At 60.6% G+C, this 24,474-nt stretch carries 22 protein-coding genes; 8 read left to right on the top strand and 14 right to left on the bottom strand.

Annotated elements, in window-relative coordinates:
* Nucleotides 1-18: 18 nt before the first annotated feature.
* The 4 genes from ACYZTZ_RS09585 to ACYZTZ_RS09570 all read right to left on the bottom strand — a co-directional run bounded on the left by ACYZTZ_RS09585 (nucleotide 19) and on the right by ACYZTZ_RS09570 (nucleotide 5,322).
* Entirely contained in the window at nucleotides 19-1,092 is a 1,074-nt protein-coding gene (locus ACYZTZ_RS09585; protein ID WP_461997976.1) for a WD40/YVTN/BNR-like repeat-containing protein, read from the bottom strand.
* A gap of 123 nt (nucleotides 1,093-1,215) precedes the next feature.
* Nucleotides 1,216-2,574, bottom strand: coding sequence for a DUF1329 domain-containing protein (locus ACYZTZ_RS09580; RefSeq protein WP_461997975.1), 1,359 nt, complete (start codon nucleotides 2,572-2,574; stop codon nucleotides 1,216-1,218).
* 41 nt (nucleotides 2,575-2,615) lie between these two features.
* Nucleotides 2,616-4,628, bottom strand: a complete 2,013-nt coding sequence (locus tag ACYZTZ_RS09575; protein WP_461997974.1) for a DUF1302 domain-containing protein — start codon at nucleotides 4,626-4,628, stop codon at nucleotides 2,616-2,618.
* Nucleotides 4,629-4,755: 127 nt separating this feature from the next.
* Complete coding sequence (locus ACYZTZ_RS09570; RefSeq protein ID WP_461997973.1) at nucleotides 4,756-5,322, bottom strand: RBBP9/YdeN family alpha/beta hydrolase; 567 nt, start codon at nucleotides 5,320-5,322, stop codon at nucleotides 4,756-4,758.
* A 354-nt stretch (nucleotides 5,323-5,676) separates the two neighbouring features.
* On the opposite strand from ACYZTZ_RS09570, the gene ACYZTZ_RS09565 reads away from it, so the two are divergent.
* Nucleotides 5,677-6,735 (top strand): AraC family transcriptional regulator, encoded by a 1,059-nt coding sequence (locus tag ACYZTZ_RS09565; protein WP_461997972.1) that lies wholly within the window; start codon nucleotides 5,677-5,679, stop codon nucleotides 6,733-6,735.
* 151 nt (nucleotides 6,736-6,886) lie between these two features.
* Here ACYZTZ_RS09565 and ACYZTZ_RS09560 read toward each other — a convergent pair whose 3' ends face one another.
* The 8 genes from ACYZTZ_RS09560 to ACYZTZ_RS09525 form a co-directional block, all read right to left on the bottom strand.
* A complete protein-coding gene (locus ACYZTZ_RS09560; protein ID WP_461997971.1) occupies nucleotides 6,887-7,897 on the bottom strand; it encodes a YeiH family protein in 1,011 nt (336 codons plus the stop codon).
* Nucleotides 7,894-8,220 carry a Rieske (2Fe-2S) protein gene (locus ACYZTZ_RS09555; RefSeq protein ID WP_150655558.1) on the bottom strand — a complete coding sequence of 109 codons (327 nt, stop codon included), beginning with the start codon at nucleotides 8,218-8,220 and terminating at the stop codon, nucleotides 7,894-7,896. The genes ACYZTZ_RS09560 and ACYZTZ_RS09555 overlap by 4 nt, the downstream gene beginning before the upstream one ends.
* Nucleotides 8,217-8,879: a DsbA family oxidoreductase gene (locus tag ACYZTZ_RS09550; RefSeq protein ID WP_461997970.1), complete on the bottom strand. Its 663-nt coding sequence runs from the start codon at nucleotides 8,877-8,879 to the stop codon at nucleotides 8,217-8,219. The genes ACYZTZ_RS09555 and ACYZTZ_RS09550 overlap by 4 nt, the downstream gene beginning before the upstream one ends.
* Nucleotides 8,876-10,204: an MFS transporter gene (locus ACYZTZ_RS09545; RefSeq protein WP_461997969.1), complete on the bottom strand. Its 1,329-nt coding sequence runs from the start codon at nucleotides 10,202-10,204 to the stop codon at nucleotides 8,876-8,878. Before ACYZTZ_RS09545 ends, ACYZTZ_RS09550 begins: the two co-directional genes overlap by 4 nt.
* Before the next feature lie 92 nt (nucleotides 10,205-10,296).
* On the bottom strand, nucleotides 10,297-11,349 hold the full coding sequence (locus tag ACYZTZ_RS09540) for a beta-keto acid cleavage family enzyme (protein ID WP_046049436.1): 1,053 nt from the start codon (nucleotides 11,347-11,349) through the stop codon (nucleotides 10,297-10,299).
* A gap of 87 nt (nucleotides 11,350-11,436) precedes the next feature.
* Entirely contained in the window at nucleotides 11,437-12,285 is an 849-nt protein-coding gene (locus tag ACYZTZ_RS09535; protein WP_461997968.1) for a TauD/TfdA dioxygenase family protein, read from the bottom strand.
* 14 nt (nucleotides 12,286-12,299) lie between these two features.
* Complete coding sequence (locus tag ACYZTZ_RS09530; protein WP_056740523.1) at nucleotides 12,300-13,280, bottom strand: quinone oxidoreductase family protein; 981 nt, start codon at nucleotides 13,278-13,280, stop codon at nucleotides 12,300-12,302.
* An 874-nt stretch (nucleotides 13,281-14,154) separates the two neighbouring features.
* Nucleotides 14,155-14,556 (bottom strand): YfeK family protein, encoded by a 402-nt coding sequence (locus tag ACYZTZ_RS09525; protein ID WP_461997967.1) that lies wholly within the window; start codon nucleotides 14,554-14,556, stop codon nucleotides 14,155-14,157.
* 542 nt (nucleotides 14,557-15,098) lie between these two features.
* Here ACYZTZ_RS09525 and ACYZTZ_RS09520 point away from each other — a divergent pair.
* Nucleotides 15,099-15,302, top strand: coding sequence for a hypothetical protein (locus tag ACYZTZ_RS09520; protein WP_461997966.1), 204 nt, complete (start codon nucleotides 15,099-15,101; stop codon nucleotides 15,300-15,302).
* A gap of 129 nt (nucleotides 15,303-15,431) precedes the next feature.
* Nucleotides 15,432-16,145 carry a metallophosphoesterase gene (locus ACYZTZ_RS09515; RefSeq protein WP_461997965.1) on the top strand — a complete coding sequence of 238 codons (714 nt, stop codon included), beginning with the start codon at nucleotides 15,432-15,434 and terminating at the stop codon, nucleotides 16,143-16,145.
* 99 nt (nucleotides 16,146-16,244) lie between these two features.
* On the opposite strand, the gene ACYZTZ_RS09510 is transcribed toward ACYZTZ_RS09515, so the two are convergent.
* The gene (locus tag ACYZTZ_RS09510) at nucleotides 16,245-16,442 is read right to left on the bottom strand and encodes a YbdD/YjiX family protein (protein WP_007900300.1); all 198 of its coding nucleotides are present in this window, start codon (nucleotides 16,440-16,442) and stop codon (nucleotides 16,245-16,247) included.
* 14 nt (nucleotides 16,443-16,456) lie between these two features.
* Nucleotides 16,457-18,514 (bottom strand): carbon starvation CstA family protein, encoded by a 2,058-nt coding sequence (locus ACYZTZ_RS09505; RefSeq protein WP_046049790.1) that lies wholly within the window; start codon nucleotides 18,512-18,514, stop codon nucleotides 16,457-16,459.
* 789 nt (nucleotides 18,515-19,303) lie between these two features.
* Between ACYZTZ_RS09505 and ACYZTZ_RS09500 the strand changes: the two genes are divergently transcribed.
* The 5 genes from ACYZTZ_RS09500 to ACYZTZ_RS09480 all read left to right on the top strand — a co-directional run bounded on the left by ACYZTZ_RS09500 (nucleotide 19,304) and on the right by ACYZTZ_RS09480 (nucleotide 24,472).
* Nucleotides 19,304-20,671 carry a cache domain-containing protein gene (locus tag ACYZTZ_RS09500; protein WP_461997964.1) on the top strand — a complete coding sequence of 456 codons (1,368 nt, stop codon included), beginning with the start codon at nucleotides 19,304-19,306 and terminating at the stop codon, nucleotides 20,669-20,671.
* Nucleotides 20,672-20,704: 33 nt separating this feature from the next.
* A complete protein-coding gene (locus ACYZTZ_RS09495) occupies nucleotides 20,705-21,337 on the top strand; it encodes a response regulator (protein ID WP_033057767.1) in 633 nt (210 codons plus the stop codon).
* A gap of 189 nt (nucleotides 21,338-21,526) precedes the next feature.
* Nucleotides 21,527-22,117: an amino acid synthesis family protein gene (locus tag ACYZTZ_RS09490; protein ID WP_003182108.1), complete on the top strand. Its 591-nt coding sequence runs from the start codon at nucleotides 21,527-21,529 to the stop codon at nucleotides 22,115-22,117.
* A 43-nt stretch (nucleotides 22,118-22,160) separates the two neighbouring features.
* A complete protein-coding gene (locus ACYZTZ_RS09485; RefSeq protein WP_046049786.1) occupies nucleotides 22,161-22,994 on the top strand; it encodes an alpha/beta fold hydrolase in 834 nt (277 codons plus the stop codon).
* The gene (locus ACYZTZ_RS09480; protein WP_033057762.1) at nucleotides 22,991-24,472 is read left to right on the top strand and encodes an aldehyde dehydrogenase; all 1,482 of its coding nucleotides are present in this window, start codon (nucleotides 22,991-22,993) and stop codon (nucleotides 24,470-24,472) included. The genes ACYZTZ_RS09485 and ACYZTZ_RS09480 overlap by 4 nt, the downstream gene beginning before the upstream one ends.
* Nucleotides 24,473-24,474 lie beyond the last annotated feature (2 nt).

Here is a 24,474-nt window from a genome sequence, read left to right as displayed (position 1 = left end):
CTCTAAGGGTTCGAGGGCTTATTCAACGGACAGCGTCCGTGCACCACGGCTGCCAACCACCACCAACGCACCGTCGGCGGCGCGCGTGACGCCCGTCACCGGCACCGGTTCGGCTTGCTGCACCCAGTGCATTTGCGCACCGGTGCCCTGGCTCACCAGCATCTGCCCGCCCTGAGTGAACAAGCGGTAATCACCCTGCGCATCGACGATGCCGGCGGTGATGCTGACGTGCAGTCCACTGTCCTGCGGGGTCCAGCTGAGACCGCCATCGGTGCTGCGCAGCACATTGCCGCGCAAGCCGTAGACGAGCGCTTCCCCGGGTTTTCCGATAACACCGAAAAAACTGCCCTGATAAGGTGTCTGCATGGCGGCGAAGCGCTGTTGGGCGTCATTCCATTTCAACAACAAGCCTTGCTCGCCGGCGATGTACAGCGCATCGCCGGTGGAGGCGATGGCGTTGAGGTGAAAACCCTGCGGGTTGTCGGTGCGGTCCTGGAACGGCGTCCAGCTCTGGCCGCCATCCTCGGTGCGCAGGATCAGGTTAAACACCCCGACCACATAGCCGAGGCGGTCGTTGGCGAACCAGACATCGAGCAAGGGTTTGTCGGCACCCTGCGCCACCAGGCGCTCACCTTCGGCGACCAGCAGCGGCCATTGTTCGTTGCCAGGTTCTGCACCGGCCAACGCCTGGTAATGCTTGACCAGCAAGGCCCCGATCTCGCGGCCGTCCAGTTGCTTGCGCCAGGTCGCACCCGCGTCGCTGCTGTGCAACACCACGCCGTCGTTACCCACCGCCCAGCCCTGGGTGGTGGTCGGAAAACTCACCGCAGTAAGGTCGGCACTGGTCGGCACAGCGGCCTGCTGCCAGTGCTGACCGGAATCATCGGAAAACACAATATGGCCTCGCTGGCCGACGGCGATCACGCGCTCACCGGCGCGGGCCATACCGGACAACGGACTGTTGACGGCCAAGGTGCTGACCCTGACAGGCAGGTCCAGCACATCGACGTAGTCGGCTGCGTGGGTGATGCCCTGCAACACGCCGAGCACAACGCCAAACGCCAGCTGCAAACAATATTTATACGAACACATACCGCGTCCTCTTCGGAAAACCGCGCCGGGACACACGTCCGTGTGCCTGACGTTGAAACCTGGCGCCCGCTCGCCCCCACCGCCTCGTGAGCAGTGAGTCGAGCGGGCGTTTTTGCGGTTGGCTCAGCGAATACCGGCGCCGGCCAGGGACTCCGACGACCACTGCGCCTTGGAGAGCGGGTCGATGTACTTGATGCCGCCGTAAGGGCCGACCACTCCGTTGATGTTGTACGTGCCGCCGACCAGGTCGTAGATCATGAACGGCGTGGAGTCCGGCACCTGCTTGTCATAGCTCTGGCTGAGGAAGGCGAAGGAACCGCGATAGAGCTGGCCACGGGCGTCGTATTGATCCGAAGCCAGAGCGGTCCAGCTGTCTTCGTCGAGGTAGAAGCGGCGCTTGGCGTAGATGTGGCGAGCACCGGACTTGAGGGTGCCTTCGACGACCCACACGCGGTGTTTTTCCCAGCGCACGAAGTCCGGCGCGAGGTGATTGGCGGTGGTCAGCGACTTCGGATCCTGGACGTAGGTCAGCTTGTAGGTGTTGTAGGGCACGATCATTTCCTGCTTGCCCGTAAGCTTCCAGTCATAGCGATCCAGCGCCCCGTTGAACACGAACACGTCATCGTAGGTGCCCGCGCCGGCGGTGCCAGGGTTCGGCGTGTCGTAGGCCAGGTTCGGCGCCAGTTTCACCCGACGCTGGCCCGGCAAGTACTGCCAGGCGCGACGTGGTTGCTGCAACGGGTTGGCGGCGTCCTTGAGCATGATCGCTTCACCGGCCCGGCGCGCCGGGCCGGTGTAAGAGAGCTTCATCTGGTAGTACACATCGGCGCTGCTGATCGGCTGCGTCAGGTTTTCGTAGATCGGATAGGAAATGAACGCCTGCCCGGTGATCGCCAGGCTCGCAACGCCAGCGGAATCGACGTTCCACGAGTCGTACTTGGTGTTGATGCTCACGCCCTGATAACGCAACAGGAAGTTCCACATTGCTTCGTTGCCCGACTGCGGGATCGGGAACGGTGCGCCGGGCAGCACGTTGTCGATGGCCAGTCCACCTTCGAGCGACTTGGCGCCGCTGGCGTTCTTCACGCCGTTATCCAGGATGGCTTGAGGCAGCGAGACGGTGCGGTGAGTCGGGAACACATCGACACGGAAAGTCGGGAAGCGCTTGGCCAGTTCGACCGTGGTGGCGCTGAGCATATTCTTATACTGATCGACGTTCTTGCCGTCGATCACCAGCAGCGGTTTTTCGTTGGCGAACGGGTCCGGACGCATGCTGTCGCCGGCTTTGAAACTGGCCGGCGGCGTGGTCAGGCCACCGCTGTAGGCGGGGATGGAACCATCAGCGTTCCCGGCCTTTTCGGCGCCCACCAAGGTCAGGCTGCTGCCGAGTTTTGCAACGTCCTGAGGTGAAACAGCGGCCTGTGCCTGGGCGGCAAGGACCATGGCCAGCGAAGCGGCCAACACGGTTTTGGCGAATTTCATCTTGTTATTCTCCTGCTTGCATTGAGCAAATCAGTGGTGAATCAAAAAGTGGTTTTCATCGTCAGGTAAACGGCGCCACGGTCCTCAGTCGTTGCACCACCACCGGAGAAGGCCGAGTAGCCACCGCCGTAACAGGCGTAGTTTTCATTGCCGCTAAAGGCATTGGGTGTGGAGCCGTCGCCGCTGCCGGCATTGGCCGCGCCGGTGCTCAGACCGCTGGCGTCGCACTTGTCGGTCTTGCCGAAGGAGTCCACGTACTTCAGATCAACGAAGTATTTGTTGTACACAACTGCCCCGAGGCCGATGGCGTAGTTACCGGTGTCTTTGGCACCGCCACCGGACACTGGCGACACTCCGGCAAGGCCCACGTTGACGGACATCGGTGCATTGAGGTCGACGCCGGGAAACACCTGGTACCAGGTTGGTGTGAAGTTGACCGCGACGCCCCAGTTGTCCCGGGTCGGCTGGTCGATGCCGCGATAGGTGTCCTTGCCCTTGTAGAGCGCCTCGTTCTTGCTATCGAGCTTGAGCAGGTTGCTGTAATACAGCTCGCCCAGCAGGGTTGCCGAATCGAACACCGGCGTTTTAGCAATGGTCATCAGACCGTTGAGCGTCCAGTGCAAGGTGTCGCCGGTGGCGGCCATGCTGTCGCCCCTCTCCGGGGTGTCATACACCACACCGGTGGCAGCCGTACGCGCTGGCAACAGGCCAAGACCCGCGCCCAGGCCTAGCGGACTGTTAGTGCTGACAATCGCCGGAATACTGGCCAGCGGCATGTTGTGACGAATGTTCAGGTCCGAACCCACACTCACCCCGCCCACATCCTTGGACAGGCTCAGGCCAACGATCTTGATGTTGTCGGCATAGGCCATTTGATAGGTGGCGGTGCTCAGCGAGTTGAGCGTATTGACCACCGCAGGCACTTGCCCCGCTGGCGGGGTGCCGTTGGGGTTGGCCGAACTCAGGCCTCTGGCATCCAGCCACGCTTGCGGCAGGATTTCCGAGGTTTCGCGGTAGTAAACGCCGAGGGTGCCATCCAGCCAGGCCGGCGACCACTTGGCCATAATCCCCCAGTCACCGCGCTTGTCCGGCGTAAGGTCATGACCGCGACGCACATTGGTCAACCCGTTGCAGGGTGCCAGGCCACAACCCAGCGGACTGCCCGGCACCACGCCATTGGTGTTGCCCAGCAGGAACGACTGCGCACCGAAACCGACCAGATCGGAACCACCGTAATAAGTGCCGGCTTCCGGCAGGCGCGCGGCGTCCCAATCGAGGAAATACTGGGCGCCCACGGTCAGTTCGGGATTGACCGTGAATGACATCGACAGCTGATTACGCGGAACGAACAGTTCCTTGGCTTCGGTTCCGGGCGAGGCAGCCAGTTTGGCCAGGTCCAGTCCGGATTGGCCGTAGCTGATCGAGTGCACCGGGTTGAGAATGGTCTCGCCCCAGAACACGTTGTGCTGTCCGGCCTTGACGCTCAGCAGCGACTCCTCGCCCACTTCGGTGCTGTAGAACACGAAGGCATCGAGGATTTCGCCGGACGGACCGGTGTAGTAACGCTGGGCATAGTTGCTCAGGTGCGGGCTGCCGTTGCCGACGTTGTCGCCGGTGACCCCGGCCAGACGTGGGTCGTTGGCGACCAGCCCCGACCTTGCGTCGTTGCCGTTGACGAACGGGTTGGAATTGGAACCGGTGTTCTCGTAGGCCTTGTCGTACCAACTGGCGGCGCTGACACGAAAACCCATGTGGTTCTGGTAGACCACATCCATCTCGGTCAACAGGTCAACACGGTTGGTGATGTTGGTCCCGGCCTTGCGGAAGTTGTAGTCGCCGTCGTTGTTGTTCGGCGTTGCCAGCATGCGTTTGTCGGCGCTTTCGGTGCGTACGCCGTAGTTGTACTTCACGGTGTTATCAAGACGCACGGTCCAGTCCGGGTTACCGGTGTCGAGCTCGACCGCCTGCGCGACCGGCACGGCGGCGGCCAGAATGGCCGAGGCCAACAAGGTGTAACGCGAGGGTGCGAACCCGTGACTCTTATTGTTGTGCATTGCGTTGTCTCCGCCTTTTTGTATTTGTTTTAAGCGCAGCCGCCCTCGCGCAACCCCTTGTTCCAGGGGTTTACGTTTTCAGGAATGAGGGCAAATGCCGGATGGCGCGGGCCAACCGACGCCTGAATTAGCGGTCCAGTTCGAGGATGAGTGCTTCGGCGTGTGGCCAGCGCCCATACCCGGCAGCAGGATTGAGATGACCGACTTCGCCGAGATTGAGCAGTTCGCTGCCCCAGCCTTCGGCCATGCGCGTGGCGGCGTCCAGGCTGGCGAGATGGTCGTTGGTACTGGCGGCCACCAGGCTGCGGAACGGCAACCGGCCTTTGGGTAGAGGGTCCCAACCCTGGGTACGCAGGGTTTCAACGGAGGGGTAGCCTTGCGGCCATTGGGCATCAAGGTCCGGCGGAGCGGCCAGCAGCGCGCCTTTGATCGGCCGACTGTGCAGGGCAGCCCAGTGCGCAACCATCAACACGCCGGCGCTGTGAGCGACCAGAATCACCGGCCCGTCGATCTGTTCCAATTCATGCTGAATCGCTTCGACCCGCTTGGCGCAATCGAGCTTGTCGGTGTCCAGCGGCGGCACACTGCGCACCTTGCACAGCCTGGTTTCCAGCAACGTTTGCCAATGTTCGGCAACGTGCTCGCGCAGACCCGGTACGATCAGAACGGTTGCGGCAGTTTGCAGTTTGTCCACTTCAACACCTTCGCTTTCTCGATGACTCGACTGGCTCTATCGCCAGGGGCTTTTTGTAGGACTGACATTAAAGAGCGCCCGCCCGAGGCGCTTTTCATTGGACGTCAGGCACTTTTCTTTTCATGACAAATTTCCAGGTGTTGGCGAGCCGCGACCATTGGTCGAATATCCCCGCAGGTTCTCTACAGCTCACTGTAATCAATGGGTGAGCATCGATTGCTGCACAACAACGGTGTGATTTTGGACAGCATTGGGCGAGCGCCCTCGACAACGTCACAACTGTTCAATTGTTGATGTGCTGGATATAGTCGCCACGCAAATTTGAATCGCAACCGGCCCAGGAAGGACCTTCGCATGCCCAAGCTTGTTCGCGCCGCCGTCTTGACCAACTACCTGGAAGTCACTCAGTACCTGGGGTTCAACCCGCGCGATGTACTGGCCGGCGTCGGTTTGAGCAAAGCCAAGCTGCAAGCCCCTGAGCATCGCATTCCCATCGATGCCGCCGTGCGTCTGCTGGAGGATTCAGCCGTCGCCAGTGGCTGCCAGAGCTTCGGCCTGAGCATGGCCGAGTCGCGCCAGCTCTCGGACTTCGGCGTGGTCAGTCTGCTGCTCAGCCACCAGCGTACGCTGCGCGATACGTTGCAAGTGTTGGTGCACTACCGGCATCTGATGAACGATTCGCTGGCCCTCTTCATCGAGGAGGCGGGCAAGATGGTGATCATTCGCGAAGAGGTGGTCACCGAATCGCCGATGCCCTGCCGACAAGCCAATGAACTGGCCATCGGCGTGATGTTTCGCCTGTGCGCCGCCCTGCTCGGCGCACACTGGCATCCCTACAGTGTCAACTTCACGCACCAGCCTCCCGACAACCTGCAACTGCATCGCCGTCTGTTCGGCTGCAAGCTGGAGTTCGGTAGCGAGTTCAATGGCATTGTCTGTCCCAATGCCAGCCTCGACATGACCAACCCGCATGCCGACCCGGCCATGGCGCGCTACGCCCAGAGTTACCTCGACTCGCTGCTGAACCACGAAGGCCCTTCGATGCTGTTCGAAGTGCGCAAAGCCATCTACCTGTTGTTGCCGATGGGACGCGCCACCATCGAACAGATCGCCCAGACCCAGGGCATGAACGTTCGGACCCTGCAACGACGCCTCAAAGACGACGGCTGCGCCTTCAACGACCTGATCAACGACGTACGCCGCGACCTGGTGCTGCGCTACCTGGAAAACCCGAATTACTCGTTGGGCCGGATCGCTGACATGCTCGGCTACTCCATGGCGAGTTCCTTCACACGCTGGTTCATCACCCAGTTCGGTATGCCGCCGGCGGCTTGGCGCAGCGCGCAAAAACAACCCAAGGCACTCAGCGAGCCAAGCACCCTGCCCGGCTCCACGGAACCCTGGGACGACTGAAAGGAACCCTGGGATCTCCACAAAAAAAAAAGCGGCGACTGCTGGTACAGTCGCCGCAAAAAACCGATGTTTGTGACACCGGTCGGGAGCCCCACTGCGACTAGGAGTCGACCGCAGTGCAGCCCTGCCATAAAGCGTTTTGCGTCAGGCTCTAAAGCCCCCACCGCAGCAACAACAGCACCAGTACGACGAGGAACACCGTCTCCCCCACCATCAACAGGATCGGCTTGATGCCCACCGCCGCCAGCTCCTTGAGCTGGGTCTTCATACCCAAGGCGCTGATGGAAACCACCAGGCACCAGCGCGACAATTCATTGACCGATCCCTGCACCGCCGGGGCCACCCATCCGGTGCTGTTGATACAGGCCAGAATCAGAAACCCGACGGCGAACCATGGCAGCAGCGGCGGTCGTTTGCCGGTCGGGTCGGCGCCCTGCATGCGGGTGATCATGGCGGCGCAGACGATCACCGGCAGCAGCATGGCGACCCGCATCAGCTTGACCACCGTGGCCGTATCGCCGGTCTCGGTCGACATGCTGTAACCGGCACCGACGACCTGGGCGACATCGTGGATGGTCGCCCCCAGGAACACGCCCGCCACTTGTGGTGACAACGACAGCCAATTGGCAATCATCGGGTACACGATCATCGCCAGGGTCGACAGCGCCGACACCCCGATCACCGTGAATAACGTTGCGCGTTCTTTCTGCGGATGGTTCGGCAATGCTGCCGCCAGCGCCAACGCCGCCGACGCACCACAAATTGCAGTGGCCCCACCGGTGAGCATGCCGAACAAACGCTGGAATCCCATGGCCTTGGCTGCGATCACTGAAACGCCGATGGTCACCACCACCAGAATCACCACCAGCGCCACAGGCTTCCAGCCCAGCGCGGCAATCTGTTCGAGCGTGATGCGCATACCCAACAACGCCACGCCGATGCGCAACACAGTGCGCGCAGTGAACTCGATGCCGGCCTTGCAGACGCCGTCACCGGCCAGGAAGTTCAGCGCCATGCCCAACAGCAAGGCAAACAACATCACCGGCGCGCCGTAGTGCTCGGACAAAAAGGACGCTGCGGCAGCAACGATCAAGCTGACGACAAAACCTGGCGCCAATTCGCGCGTTCGGCTGTGGATACGGGTGAGAGCGATGGCGCTCATGGCGCGGCCTCCTCGGGAACGATGACGATGAATGCCTGGCCGTCGATGATCTCGACCGGGTAGTTGGCGACTTTGACTGCGGTGGAATTGAGCAAGTAACCGCTGCGCAGATCGAAGCGCAGGCCGTGGGCGCAACACTGAATCACCCGCCCCTCAAGGCGCCCGCCACACAGCGAGGCGCCCTGGTGCGGGCAACTGTCGTCGATGGCGAACACGTCACCTTCGACGTTGAATAACGCCAGGCTTTTGTCATCGAATTCGAACAGTGCACGACCGCCCGCCTGCGGGAGTTTTCCGGCAGGCACAGGGATACGAAGGCTCATGCCGGTTGCCGCTCGTAATCACTTTCTTTCAGTGCCTGGCTCATGGCCCCGAGCAATGCCTGAGCAGGTTGTGCACCGATCACCGTCATGCGGCGGTCGAACTGAAAGCTCGGCACCCCACTGGTCGCGCCGGGGAAGCCATCGAATGGCGTGGCGTCGCCCTTCAGGCAATCGAGCACCGCGTCTGTATCGACGCCGCAGGAGCGGGCAATGGCGAGCAAGGTCTCGCGGCACCCCAGGTTTTCGCGTCTGCGGAAATAAGCGGTGAACAGCCGTTCGAGCAACATTTCACGCTGAGTAGCATTGCCCAGTACGCTGACTCGTTCGAACAAACGGTGGGCGTCTGCGGTGTTGGGCATCGTCTCGATGTGGCTGAGGTCGAGGGTCAGTCCAACCGCCGCGGCAGCCTGCTGTACCTGGGCTTGGCGCATGGTCATAGCGTCGGCATTGCCCAGACGTTTGCGGTAGAAATCGGCGAAGGGCTCACCTTGTACCGGCAACTGAGGCAGCAGCTGCACGCCATGCCACACCGTGGTGATCTGCACATCCGGGTGGCGACTGCGAAACTGTACCTGCGCATGCTCCAGTTGACGCTTGCCGATCAGGCACCAGGGACAGATGAAATCGAAGAACACATCAATACGTAAACGACCACTCACACCTTCACCTCTAACACTGCTTTGCTCATCGAATCGTGGACTTGCTCGCCCTTAAGCCGGGCAATGTCCTTGTGGTAATGACACTTGGCATAAAAGAACACGGGCGCAGCCGCGAGGCTGACCAGCGGCACCCACTGAAAAGCAGCCTGCAAGCCAATGAGGTCGGACACCTTGCCGGTGATGAACGGCCCAGGCGCCAGCCCCAGCATGTTGTTGGCCAGGGTCAGCGTAGCGAAGGCCGTGCCGTGGACCGAGTAATGGGTCAGGTTGGCAACCATCGCTCCGCAAGGGCCGGTCGTGCCGGCAGCAATCAACATGCCCAGGCAGATCAGCACCAATTGCACAGGCCCTGCCGGCAGTGCGAACGCCGCCGACAACAGCAGGCAACTGCCCAGGCAATAGGCGATGGCCAAGGCGACTTTGCGCTCCGGCGCATGACGCGACAGTCGATCGCTGAGCATGCCGCACAGGATCATCCCCGCCCCGCTGCACAGCACGATGATCGCCGCGACACCGCCCGCCTTGTCCGTGGCCATGTCGTAATAACGATTGAGGTAACTGGGCATCCACACAATGACGGTGCCGCCGACGAACAGTTGCAAGCCACTGCCGATGTAGGCAGCGATCACCGAGCGGCTGGAAAACAGCGTACGCAACGGACGCTTGACCGCTGCCGCTGCCTTGTTCGCCGCCAGGGAGGCACGTTGCGGCGCAATGCGCGCTTCCTTGACGATGACCGGGTAAAGCACTGCCAGCAGCAGGCCGAACAGCGACATGCCGGCAAACGACCAGCGCCAGCCAAGCTTGGCGGCGATTGCACCGCCCAGCGCCATGCCTAATACCGAACCGAACATACCGCCCGCCATGAAGGCACTGGTCAGCGTTGCACGCAGGTGTTTGGGAAACACCGAAATCACCACCGCGATGCCGACGCTGCCGTACGCCGCTTCGCCGACGCCGACCATGAACCGTGCAATGAACATCTGCTGATAGTCCTGCGCCACTGCGCAGCCCAGCGTCGCCAGACTCCACAGCAAGGCCATCAGCGCCAGACTCTTGACCCGGCCGAAGCGATCCGCCAGCAATGACAGGGGAAATGTCAGCAGCCCCACCATCAGCGCGACAATGCCACTGAGCAGGCCGAGCTGGCCGTCGCTCAGGGCCCATTCGACCTTGAGCATCGGGAACACTGCGTTCAGCACCTGGCGCGACATGTAATCGGAAATCAACAGCCCGAACGTCAGTGCGAAGACGATCCAGGCATACGGACGCGCAACACCGACAGCACAGTCGTCATCGTCTGCGGCGATTGGGTGAAAGGCCATGCAGCCTCCTCAAAGCTTCGTTTTATTGTTGTTATCAAGCGTGTTGCAGTGCAGCGAGCGGCAGGCCATTGACCTCCCGCTTCGTCTGCCGATCAGCCGCGTTGCGGCACACCTTTCTGCCCAGCCTTGCGGTTGGGGGCCATACCGTTGGCCAGCAGCGTTTCTTCGATGCTCTGGTACTGCACGCCGATGCGGTAGATCTCACGGGCTTCTTTGCCGGTGGCGATTTCGCGACCCAGTTCATGGGCGATACGCACGGTCTGCTTGATCTGCGCAACTGAGCCGAAACGATCGCCCTTGTGATCAATGATAGTGTCTTCATTGCCCACACGCGGGTGCATACCCATGGCCATCGACATGGTGTTGAACGGCATGACGTTCTTGAGCAGCGACTCGGAGGTCAGGGTGCAACCGTCTGGCGCGCGGTGGATGAAATTGAAGAAGTTGAACGGATTGGGGCCATCGAAACCACCGCCGATGCCGATCCAGGTCAGGTTCAACGGGCCCTTGTAGACGCCCTTGCGCACCAGGCGCTCGAGGGTTTCCATCGCGTGCATGCCGGTCAGCTGGAAGTGCGGCTGGATGCCGTTGTCCATCAGACGCTTGAGGTGTTCGGCGACCCAGGCCGGGCCCGCCGGTACGGTCATTTCGCTGTAGGCGGCCTGATACAGGGGATTGGCCAGGGACGTGCCTTCCAGGTATTGCGGATACAGCAGTTCCATGATGTTCATCTGGGTGGTGTTGATCGCCACCGTGACCTGATCCGGTTTTGGCGTCAGCTCGGCCAGCATGTGCCGTGTATCGTCCGACAGCCACTTGGCGGCTTCGCCATCGCTTTCCGGCGCGAAGGAAATCGAACCACCGACCTGGATGATCATGTCCGGCACGGCTTCACGCACACCGGCGATCAACTCATTGAACTTGGACAGGCGCTTGGAGCCCTTGCCGTCCAGTTCGCGCACATGCAGGTGCAGAACCGTGGCACCGGCCTCATAACATTCGACCGCTTTTTGCACCTGTTCGTCCATGGTCAGCGGGATGTCTTCGGGGAAGTCTTCCGGCATCCATTCCGGGCCGTACGGGGCCACGGTGATGACCACCTTTTCCATGTTTTCCGGGTGCAGGGAATCGTCGAAGAATTGCATGAGTTACTCCTGTTTTTATGATTGTCGCGCCCACCCGGGATCGTGCCGGGCAGACGTCTTTACGAGTGCGAATGCAGAAGGGATCGATCAGTAAGTCTTGTCGCCGACGATTCCGGCGCGATCCATCTTGCGATGGCACGGCGGGTAATCCATGACGGCGTAATGCTGGGTACTGCGGTTGTCCCAGATGGCGATGCTGTTGGGCTTCCAGCGCCAGCGCACCTGATACTCGGGGATGTAGGCCTGGCTGATCAGGTAGCGCAGCAACTCGCTCGCGCCCGGGTTGGCGTCCTGGCCGAAACGCACCCGCTCAGGGGTGTGGTAGTTACTGATGTGAGTGGCGAAGGCGTTGACGAACAGCACTTTCTCCCCGGTTTCCGGGTGAGTGCGCACCACCGGATGCTCGGCGTCCGGGTACATCGCCCTCAGTGCCAGACGCTTTTCAATCGGCATGGCCGCACCGAAGCTGGCTTCGATGCTGTGGCGCGCGCGCAGGTCTGCAATCTTCACCTTCACGTCTTCCGGCAAGCGCGCATAGGCCTCGACCATGTTGGCCCACATGGTGTCGCCGCCCACTGGCGGGCACTCCACACAGCGCAGCACGCAGCCCATCGGCGGGGCCTCACGCCAGGTGGCATCGCTGTGCCAGGAGTTTTCATAGCGGTCCGCCGGTTGGTCCGGGTTCTTGTAGATGCGCACCAGCCCCGGATGATCCGGGTCGCTGCCCGCCACCGGGTGATCTTCCAGCTCGCCGAAGCGGCGGGCGAAGGCCACGTGCTCGGCGCGGGTGATGTCCTGGTCGCGCAGGAACACCACGCGATGCTTGAGCAATTGCGCACGAATCTCGGCAAACAGGCCATCGTCATGCACCGCGTCGGCAAGGTTGACGCCCATCAGTTCGGCGCCAATGCTGCAGGTCAATTGTTCGACTTTCATGGCAGACGACTCCCTTAAATGACGAAAATCGACGAGCCCGTGGTCTTGCGTGATTCCAGGTCGCGATGGGCCTGGACGGCATCCTGCAAGGCGTAGTGCTGGTTGATCTCGATCTTGATCCGACCACTGCCGACATGGTCGAACAACTCGCCCGCCAACGCGGCTTTTTCCGCCGGGTCGGCGATGTAGTCGGCCAGGGCCGGGCGGGTCATGAACAACGAGCCTTTCATCGCCAGCATCACCGGGTCGAAGGCCGGGATCGGACCGGATGCCGTGCCGACGCACACCATCAGGCCGCGGCGCTTGAGCGAATCCAGCGAACCCATGAAGGTGTTCTTGCCGACGCTGTCGAACACCACGTTGACACCGACGCCATCAGTCAGCTCGCGAACGCGCTGGGCGACGTCTTCATGGCTGTAGTTGATGACATGGTCGCAGCCATGGGCCCGGGCGATTTCGCCCTTGACCTCGGTGGACACGGTACCGATGACGGTCAGGCCGAGCAGCTTGGCCCACTGCGAAACGATCAGGCCCACACCACCGGCAGCGGCGTGCAGCAGAATGCTGTCGCCAGCCTTGAAATCGTAAATGCGCCGCATCAGGTACGACGACGTCAGGCCGCGCATGGTCATGGCCGCGGCGGTCTCGAAACTGATGGTTTCCGGCAGTTTGATCAGCGGCGCGGCCGGGATCAGACGCTCGGTGCTGTAGGCCCCCAATGTATTGAGAAAACCGGTGTAGGTGACGCGATCACCCACACGGACATTGGTAACCCCCTCGCCGATGGCCTGGACCACACCGGAGGCTTCAACCCCCATGCCATTGGGCATCGGGATCGGGTAAGTGCCATTGCGAAAATAGGTGTCGGCATAGTTCAGGCCGACCGCCACATGACGAAGTCGAACCTGGCCTGGACCGGGATCGCCCACTTCGACTTCCTCATAACGGAGGACTTCGGGACCACCGGTTTCGTAGAAGCGTACGGCTTTGGCCATTTTTTCTTATTCTCCAATCTGCAAGATGGGCGTGCTGCGTCGAATTGCGCTGATTGGACTGTAGGACGCCGTCTGACGAGTCGCTTCTCATCAGACGACAATGGCTTTTCATTTCATGACAACTGCGTGCGTGTACGAATCCCGGAAACGAGAAAGCCCGGCGAGTGGGCCTGATGCTGTTCCTTAAGGTTGGGGGACATATCCGTTTCTGCGGTCACGGCTGCTTAGGGTTCCGCCCTTACGGCGGGGCACTTTCGAAGAGCGCGAAAGTAACCAAAGCGCTTTGCCCCTGACGTTCGGCCCTTCGCCTAGGCTCAGGGTGCCCTCGCTCCGGTCCTGCTCCGTGGGCCCGCCGCCATCGGCCATCCATGGCCGGGGGCGGCTAACCCGGCATCCATGCCGGGTTGCCCACTGCGCAGAACCTCCACTCGGCCTCTCGATGGGGCGGTGCATCAAGATCAAAAGCTGCAGGCGAGCTAACGCTCGGCCTGTTGAGTGGTGAGGAGCGTGCGTGCATCCCCTCTCCCCGGTAGGAGCTGTCGAGTGAAACGAGGCTGCGATCTTTTGATCTTGCTGTGGCTGTGGCTGTGGCTTTTGATCTACTGCCCCTTTCCCAGAGGCCGAACGCAGGCGTTGCGCAGGGGGCACCGCGGCAAGGATGCCGCGGTAGCCGCCCCCGGCCATGGATGGCCGATGGCGGCGGGCCCCCGGAGCAATGCCGGAGTGAGGGCATGCCGAGCCTAGGCGAGGCACCGAATGGCGGGGCAAGAGCCCTTGGTTACTTGGGGCTTTTCCAAGTGACTCGCTGTAAAAGCGAAACCGCCAGCCGCCATCACCGCAGAAACGGATATGTACCCTGGTTTCAGGAGTAGGTTCAATGCTGCTGGCGTTGCCTCTGAAGCTCTGTCTTCAGCCAGGTGCTCGTCGGCTGGACGCCTGTTGAGCAACGCACTTCATAGGCTTTGCCACTCATGCTGCTTTTAGTGGCAGCGAGATCGATGAAGTCTTCTGCGCTACTCACCAGGTTCTTGCCTTCGAGATAATTCAGCTTCTTTTCGAGATGTGCCCGAGCCTCGGGCCCAGGATATTCACTGCCGTTGCGCACGAACTTGCACTCACTGCGCTCCACAAAATCCAGCAAGCCCTTTATCTCCTGGTTCGCCTGTGGAGAGGTTTGAGCCTGTGCACCGCCCGCCACTGCAAAAAAGCCGATAGAAGCAGTGATCAGCCATTGGCGGAAAATCGGCCGAGTCACTGCTACTTTCAAAATCCACATGGTTCTTCCTTGTCCAAAAAAGGGTAACTGTAGCGCGGCGTCACCCGAGCAACCAGCAGAACGCTGTGCGATGTGGTTCGTTCGAAAGGATCAACCTGCGGAAGGGAAAGGGGATCAATGAGCCCAATGTCTGTGCGCGAGCAGTTGGCCAAAGTCGCAGTTACTTATCCCTGTATCGGCATCAGACTCATTGATCGTTGCCCAGCTCAATGTTGGGCGATTTCCATCTAACCGAATGGAGATGCATTGGCGTGTCATTAGCAGCCATGCACTATTTTTTTAACAAAACAACTTCGGCACGTCTAATCACCTTTTTCCCGGTCTTATAGGCTCCTTATAGGCTCAGGAAATATCCCCTTAGAAGCCAGCCACCACCATTCGTCGCATCAGAAACGCTGCGCGATTTTTTTGACTATTTCTGGCTTAAGGTTTGCAGAAGACGCTCGTAGCAGCCCCAGAACGACGTAATTCTGACGCGGTAGCACTTTAATTAACGCTTAGGACGCCAGCGATGCGCTTGGTCAGTCACCGGGAGATGTAACGTGTCAACTCTCAACGAAATCGCAGCGAACCACGCGAGAATGGCCAAGGCTCTTGTCGAAGAGTCGACCGGGCTGAGTGATCGCCACACCCAGATTGTGGACAGTTTCGAAGTTCCATCCATGGATGCGCAACACATGCCTCTGCACCTTATCGCCGGAGTGCAGGACAACCATTTCGGGCAAGCAACGGCCTACTTGCTCTGACGGTGTTTGATCCGGGCAGCCGTTGGGCAGGCGGTAAGGTCTGCCTGCCGGCGCGGTAAGGTCGAGTACCACTTCTTGGCCTAAACTCAACTGACTAGCCCGTTGGGGAGCTGCCGGAGTGGCATTCCCATGCTCGAAACTGTAGAGATGTCGCGCGTGAAGCACTTCGCCGCAAACGTTGCCGGCAGAGATTTCGCGGTCGGTGACATTCATGGCCATTTCACTCGGTTGCAGGACGCTCTGGATGCAGCCGGGTTCAACCGCTTGGTAGATCGCTTGTTCAGTGTTGGCGATCTGATTGACCGCGGGCCCGAGTGCCATGACGCGCTCGATTGGCTGGACAAACCATGGTTCCACCCGGTGCTAGGCAACCATGACGACTACGTGGTGTATTTCGATACCTGCGACATCGACAGTTGGATACTCAACGGGGGCTCATGGTTCACGGGCCTGTCGTTGATCGAGAAGCAAGCATTCGCGGCGCAGTTCGCCAAGCTCCCTATCGCGATCGAAGTTGAAACAGCACACGGCCTGATCGGCATCGTGCACGCCGATTGTCCATTTCCATCATGGCAGCAGCTGCGAAAGGAACTGGAGTCGCCGGAAAACCACAGGCGTCTGCAGGAGGTCCAGCACTACTGCATGTGGTCACGAAGGCGGATCGATCAGCAGGAGACGCATGGCATTGAAGGCCTGCGCGCACTGGTCGTAGGGCATACGCCGCTTTATATGCCCGTCAGCCTTGGCAATGTGATTCACATCGATACGGGTGGCTGGAGGCCGGACCGTGGTTATTTCACCCTGCTGGATCTCGAAACGCTCGAAACCATCCCCGCAAGCTGACTCAACACGGATCGGCCAACGCCATTCACTCAAAAAAAACCCGGCCTCATCAGCCGGGTTTTTTATTAGCTACTCAGGTGGCATCACTGCCACCCACCATCAACAGCACTTCGGCCCAGCCTTGCTTCCGTAACGAGCTTCCTGGCGTTCCCGAAAGAACACCTCATAACTCATCACCGGTTTGTCCGGGTGCTTGGTTTGCATGTGCTCGACGTAGGTGTCGTAGTCGGGCATCCCGACCATCAGGCGCGCGGCCTGACCGAGGTATTTACCGAGGCGACTCAGGTCATTGAACATGCTGCAATCCTCGATCAAGCGTCCGGCAGTGCCTGGAATGGCGCTTCTTTATCCGTACGTTCTTTGGTGCCCCAGGCGGCGATACCGACCTTGAGTGCAAAGAACAGGATGCTGAAGACCACCAGCAAGAACAGCGCGGTCAGCGTTGCGTTGGTGTAGGCGTTGTAGATCACGTGCTGCATCTGGTCGATGCTCTTCGCCGGGGCGAGGATCTGACCGTTGGCCAGGGCATCGCTGTACTTCTTGGCCAAGGCCAGGAAACCGATCGCCGGGTTGGCATCGAACAGCTTGATGAAGCCGGCGGTGGTGGTGCAGATCAGCAGCCACACAGCGGGCAACATGGTGACCCAGACGTAGCGCTGGCGTTTCATTTTGATCAGCACAACGGTCGCCAACATCAGCGCGATACCGGCCAGCATCTGGTTAGAGATACCGAACAACGGCCACAAGGTGTTGATGCCACCCAGCGGATCGATCACGCCCTGATACAACAGATACCCCCACATCGCCACGCAACCGGCGGTTGCGATCAGGTTGGCGGTCCAGGATTCGGTGCGTTTCAGCGCTGGCACGAAGGAGCCGAGCAAGTCCTGCAGCATGAAACGTCCGGCACGGGTACCGGCATCGACGGCGGTCAGAATGAACAGTGCTTCGAACAGGATCGCGAAGTGGTACCAGAACGCCATGGTGTTTTCACCCGGCAGAAGGTGGTGCAGGATCTGCGCGATACCAACCGCCAGGGTCGGCGCACCGCCGGCACGGGCCAGGATGGTGGTTTCACCGATGTCCTTGGCCACCGCTTGCAGCGCTTCCGGGGTAATCGCAAAGCCCCAGCTGCTGACGGTCTGAGCCACCGAAACAGCATCAGAGCCGACAAGCGCCGCCGGGCTGTTCATGGCGAAGTACACGCCTGGTTCGATCACCGACGCAGCAACCATGGCCATGATGGCGACGAAGGATTCCATCAGCATGCCGCCGTAACCGATGTAACGGGCATGGCCTTCGCTGGCCAGCAACTTCGGCGTAGTGCCGGAAGCAATCAGCGCGTGGAAACCGGAAACCGCGCCACAGGCGATGGTGATGAACAGGAACGGGAACAACCCGCCCTTCCACACCGGCCCGGTGCCGTCGACGAACTGGGTGAGTGCCGGCATTTTCAGGTCGGGCATGGTGATCAGGATGCCGATAGCCAGCGCCACGATAGTGCCGATTTTGAGGAAGGTCGACAGGTAGTCGCGCGGCGCCAGAATCAGCCACACCGGCAATACTGCCGCGACGAAACCGTAGCCGATCAGCATCCAGGTGATCTGGAGCCCGGTGAAGGTAAAGGCTTTGGCCCAGACCGGATCAGCGGCAATCTGCCCGCCCAGCCAGATCGAACCGAGCAGCAGCAACACGCCGACAACGGAGATTTCACCGATGCGACCCGGGCGGATGTAGCGCATGTAAATGCCCATGAACATCGCGATCGGGATGGTCGCCATCACCGTAAAAATACCCCAAGGGCTTTCGGCCAAGGCTTTCACGACGATCAGCGCCAGCACCGCGAGGATGATGATCATGATCAGGAAGCAGCCAAACAGCGCGATGGTCCCGGGGATGCGGCCCATTTCTTCACGGACCATGTCGCCCAGGGAACGGCCGTTGCGGCGGGTGGACATGAACAGGACCATGAAGTCCTGAACGGCGCCGGCCAGCACCACGCCGGCAATCAGCCACAGCGTACCGGGCAGGTAACCCATCTGCGCCGCCAGGACCGGACCGACCAGCGGCCCCGCACCAGCAATGGCGGCGAAGTGGTGACCGAAAAGTACGTGTTTGTTGGTCGGCACGTAGTCCAGACCGTCATTGTTAACGACAGCCGGCGTGGCACGATTGGGGTCGAGTTGCATCACCTTGGTGGCGATGAACAGGCTGTAGTAGCGGTATGCGACGAGATAAATAGCGACTGCTGCGACTACGATCCAGAGTGCGTTGATCGCTTCGCCGCGGCGCAGGGCCACGACACTTAGCGCAAACGCTCCCAGGACAGCCACGGCAAACCAGGCGAGGTGTTTAGCCAGACGGGGCATAGCGTGTCTCCTGCCGACAGCCAGTGGACTGCGGCGGTAATTTTTATAATTGTGTCCGCTGTGCGGAGCTGGCCCAATATCCCCGCATGCCGTCTACAAATAAATCCGCGTTACTACGTACGCGGTGTCTACGTAGTTCTACGTAGATGACACTGATCTCCTTGTAGGAGCGGCGGTGCGGCGATCCGACTTACTCGCGAATGCAATCTGTCATTCAACATTGATGTCGTCTGATATACCGCCTTCGCGAGCAGGCTCGCTCCCACAGGGGATTGGTGTTCGCCTTTCGCTTCTCACCACTCAACAGGCCGAGCGTTAGCTCGCCTGCAGCTCTTGATCTTGATCCACCCGCCCCTTCGGGAGGCTGAGTGGAGGTGTTCATCCGGGGAGTGGCGCGCAGCGCCGTTCGACGCAGTCGAACACGCTGCATGTAGGTCGTCGCGAAGCAGACCGGAGGGCAGTGTCCCCGGATGGATACCGGAGCGAAGGAACGCCGAGCCTAAGCGAGGGGCCGGACGCTCGGGGCGAGACCTTTGGTTCCTTTGGGGCGTTTGCCAAAGGGACTCGCCGTAAGGGCGAAACCATTAGCGGCCGTTACCGCAGAAATGGATATGTACACCTCAAAGAAAATGGTCGGCTGTCAGGCCGCCTTCGCGAGCAAGCTCAGCTCCTACAGACTGACTGACACCCCAGCCACAGGTCATTCCGTCCAGCACCGCTACTGGACGCGCGTATCTTTGGCATATGATGCCGGGCCTTAGCCTCCCCTCAGTCCGGTCAGGAGCCAAGATGCAGCTCAAACACAAAATCGTCGCGCTCGGGATTCTGCCGCTGGTGTTGGCCATCGCCGTCATCTGCGCGCTGGTGATTTCCATGAACCGGCAACTGGGTGAACAACAGGCGCAACTGATCGAAGACAGCATTCTGGCGAGCAAGCGCGCAGAACTGAAGAACTACGTCGAAATGGCGCAAAGCCTGATCGAGCCGCTGTACGACGACGGCCACGGTGACGAACACGCACAGCAAAAAGTGCTGGAAGAACTGCGCAAGCTCAGCTTTGGCATCAATGGCTACTTCTTCGTCTACGACCACGAAGGCCGCAGCCTGATGCACGCGCGCCAGTCGGAACTGGTGGGCAAATACCTGTGGGACATGAAGGACCCTCACGGTTTACCCGTGATCCAGGCGTTGCTCAAAAGCGCGCAATCGGGCGAAGGCTTTCAACGCTACGCCTGGAACAAACCCTCTTCCGGCCAGGTGACCGACAAGCTCGCCTATGTAGTGATGCTGGATCGTTGGGGCTGGATGCTCGGCACCGGCATCTACCTTGAAGACGTTGAGCGCGCAACCCAACAGGCACGTGACGAAGTGGCCCAGGGCATTCGTAAAACCATGCTGGCGATTGCCGCGGTGGCCCTCGTGGCGGTGCTGTTTGTCTTCGCCAGCGGCATGACGCTGAACGTCAGCGAGCATCGTCTGGCCGACAAAAAACTTCAGCGCCTGACTCAGCGTATCGTCAGCTTGCAAGAGGAAGAGCGCTCACGGGTTTCCCGCGAACTGCACGACGGCATCAGCCAGCTACTGGTCTCCATTAAGTTCCAGTTCGAACTGGCCAGCCATCTGCTCGAGAATGGGCAAGCACACGACAAGGGTTTGAGTACGCTGAGAGATGCCACGGAACGCCTGGGGGAAGCGATTGGCGAGGTGCGCAGCCTCTCTCACGACCTGCGTTCCTCGCTGCTCGACACCCTGGGCCTGCCGGCGGCGATCGGTCAACTCGCCGCAGAATTCGAGCAACGCAGCGGCCTGGTGGTGACTTACAACGACAACGAATTCGACTGTCATTTAGTCGACGGGGCAGCGGTCTCGCTGTTTCGCATCGTGCAAGAAGGCCTGACTAATATTGAACGACACGCCCAGGCTAAAAACGTCTCCATTACCCTGCACGGGTCCGAAGATGCCATACGGTTGACGGTGGTCGATGACGGTATCGGTTTCAACGTCGCCCAGGTCGAACGTCGTCACGCGGGCATTGGCCTGCGTAATATCCGTGAGCGGGTCGAGCATTTTGGTGGACGATTCGACCTGATCTCGATGCCGGGACGAAGCGAGCTGGACGTTTGGCTGCCAATGAAAATGCCCGGTACAACACGCTGACTCACCCCCTGACAATAAGAGTGAATACCCGCGATGAACCTGCCCTACCCGATCCGCGTCGCCCTGGTCGACGATCACGCCCTGGTCCGCGACGGGATCAAAGCACTGCTGGCGGTCATGGCCCCGCTGGAAGTGGTGGGCGAAGCCGAGAGTGGCGCGGATGCCATTGAAATGGTCGGACGCTGCCAGCCGGACCTGTTGCTGGTCGACATCAGCCTGCGGGACATGAACGGGCTCGAGCTGACCCGGGTGTTGCGCAGCCAGTACCCGTCGCTCAAGGTGCTGGTGCTCAGCATGTACGACAATAATGAATACGTGAGTGAGTCCGTTCGCGCGGGGGCCAGCGGCTATGTACTGAAGAACTCACCGTCGCGGGAAATCATCGCGGCAATCGAAGCCATCGCCAGTGGCGGCACGTTCTACAGCGCCGAGATCGCCCAGCGGCTCATCGCCGATAAAAATACCGACAACGAGCTGACACCGCGCGAGAGCCAGGTGTTGTACAAGATGGCTCAAGGGCTGAACAACAAGGAGATGGCCCGCGAACTGGACATCAGCGTTCGCACGGTAGAAACCCATCGCCTGAGCATCCGGCGCAAACTCAACATCGACAAACCGGCGGCCCTGGTCAAATACGCGATCGATCACGGGATCATCTCGCGGTAGCAGACATTAATACTCAATGGAAAACCCGGCCTTATCAGCCGGGTTTTTTTTGGTTTTTTATTGGCAACAGCCATTCCCTTCTCCCTTTTCACCACCGTCCGACCAGAAACTCATTTCAGGGACTTGCGCTACCGGTATTATGGTATACCATCAGACGCACAGACACTCTCACCCTACACGGAGCAGCTCATGAGTTTCGAAATCCGCAAGATCGTCAGCTATGTCGAAGAAACCTTTATCGAAGGCGGCAAGGCCACCGATAAACCAGTGACCATGGTCGGCCTGGCCGTCGTGATGAAAAACCCTTGGCTGGGTCGCGGCTTTGTCGAAGACCTGAAACCGGAAATTCGCGCCAACTGCTCCGACCTCGGTGCGCTGATGGTTGAGCGTCTGGTCGGCATCATCGGCGGCGCCGAGAAGATCGAGGCTTACGGCAAGGCCGCTGTCGTGGGCGCCGACGGTGAAATCGAACACGCCTCCGCCGTCATCCACACCCTGCGCTTCGGTAACCATTACCGCGAAGCGGTGAAAGCCAAGAGCTACCTGAGCTTTACCAACAAGCGTGGCGGCCCGGGCACTTCGATCCAGATTCCGATGATGCACAAGGACGACGAAGGCCTGCGTTCGCACTACATCACCCTGGAAATGCAAATCGAAGATGCACCGCGTGCCGACGAAATCGTGGTGGTACTGGGTTGCGCCGATGGCGGCCGCCTGCACCCACGCATCGGCAACCGTTACATCGATCTGGAAGAGCTGGCCGCTGAAAACGCCCAGTAATCAAGGTCGGTAAGAACAACAAAAAGGCATGCAGGAGCGCTCCATGATTCGGCTCACCGCTGAACTCACCCCGGCTGGCACCAGTTACCTGGCGACCGGCCAAGGCCAGCCCGTGGTTTTGATCCACGGCGTGGGCCTGAACAAAGAAATGTGGGGCGGCCAGGTCGTTGGCCTGGCCACGAAGTACCGCGTGATTGCCTACGACATGCTCGGCCATGGCGCCAGCCCGCGCCCGGAAAGCGGCACCCCCCTGCTCGGCTATGCCGACCAGCTGCTGGAGCTGCTCGATCACCTGCAATTGCCCCAGGCGACAGTGATCGGTTTTTCCATGGGCGGCCTGGTGGCGCGGGCTTTTGCCTTGCATTACCCGCAACGCCTGCAAGGCCTGGTGGTGCTCAACAGCGTGTTCAATCGCAGCCCCGAACAGCGTGCCGGCGTCATCGCCCGCACCGCTCAAGCGGCCGAGCACGGACCGGATGCCAACGCCGAAGCCGCCCTGTCGCGCTGGTTCAGCCGCGAATATCAGGCGGCCAATCCGGCGCAGATTGCGGCCTTGCGCCAAACCCTGGCAGACAATGACCCGCAGGGTTACCTGACTACCTATGAGCTGTTCGCGACCCAGGACATGTACCGCGCTGACGATCTGGGCAGCATTCAGGTGCCGACATTGATCGCCACCGGTGAACTGGACCCGGGTTCGACACCGGAAATGGCCGAGCAATTGGCTGCACGCATTCCCGGTGCGACAGTTGCCGTGCTCGCCGAGCAGCGGCATATGATGCCCGTAGAATCACCGCGCCTGGTCAACCAGCTGCTGCTGGAGTTTCTCGACACCGCGCACTCCCGACAAAACCAAATAAAGGGGATCGTTGCATGACACTCGCACGCTTCCAGATGTGCATCGGCGGTGAATGGGTCGATGCCCTGTCCGGCAAGACCTTTGAAAGCCTGAACCCGGCCCTGGCTCAAGCCTGGGCCGAACTGCCCGATGCCGACGAAGCCGACGTCGAGCGCGCAGTACAAGCGGCGCAGACGGCTTTCGACAGCCCGGCCTGGCGCGGTTTGACCGCCACCGCCCGCGGCAAACTGCTGCGGCGCCTGGGCGATCTGATCGCCGAAAACAAGGAACACCTGGCGCAGTTGGAAAGCCGTGACAACGGCAAGCTGATCCGCGAAACCCGCGGGCAGGTCAGCTACTTGCCGGAGTTCTTCCACTACACCGCGGGCCTGGCCGACAAACTCGAAGGCGGCACCCTGCCCCTCGACAAGCCGGACCTGTTTGCCTACACCGTGCACGAAGCCATGGGCGTGGTCGCGGCGATCATTCCGTGGAACAGCCCTCTTTATCTGACGGCGATCAAACTCGCCCCGGCCCTGGCGGCGGGCAACACCATCGTGATCAAACCGTCGGAGCACGCTTCGGCAACCATTCTCGAACTGGCCCGTCTGGCGCTGGAAGCCGGCATCCCGCCGGGTGTGGTCAACGTCGTCACCGGCTACGGCCCAAGCACTGGCGCGGCCCTGACCCGTCATCCGCTGATCCGCAAAATCGCCTTCACCGGTGGTGCCGCGACGGCTCGGCATGTGGTGCGCAGCAGCGCCGAGAACTTCGCCAAGCTGTCGCTGGAACTGGGCGGCAAATCGCCGAACATTATCTTCGCCGACGCCGACCTCGACAGTGCGATCAACGGCGCGATTGCCGGGATCTACGCGGCCTCCGGTCAGAGTTGCGTCTCCGGTTCGCGATTGTTGGTGCAGGACGAAATCTACGATGAGTTCGTCGATCGTTTGGTCGAACGCGCCAAACGCATTCGCATCGGTAACCCGCAGGAAGACAGCAGCGAAATGGGCCCGATGGCCACCGCGCAGCAACTGGCCGTGGTCGAAGGCCTGGTGGCCGATGCCATCGCCGAAGGGGCGCGCCTGCGCCTGGGCGGCAAGCGTCCGCAGAATCTGGGCGATGGCTGGTTCTACGAGCCGACCTTGTTCGAATGCGACCGCAACTCGATGAAGATCATGCAGGAAGAAGTCTTCGGTCCAGTGGCCTCGGTGATTCGTTTCAAGGATGAAGCCGAAGCGTTGGCGATTGCCAACGACTCGCAGTTCGGCCTCGCCGCCGGCATCTGGACTCGCGATTTGGGCCGCGCTCATCGCCTGGCCCGGGACGTGCGCTCCGGGATCATCTGGGTCAACACCTACCGCGCCGTGTCGGCCATGGCACCAATCGGCGGCTTCAAGAACAGCGGCTATGGACGCGAGAGCGGCATCGATTCGGTGCTGGCCTACACCGAGCTGAAAACGGTGTGGATCAACCTCTCCCAGGCACCGATGCCTGACCCCTTCGTGATGCGCTAGGA

It is taken from the genome of Pseudomonas sp. LB3P58, assembly GCF_054897895.1.
Note: the sequence above shows the minus strand (reverse complement) of the source record. Positions and strands in the feature narration are given on the sequence as shown.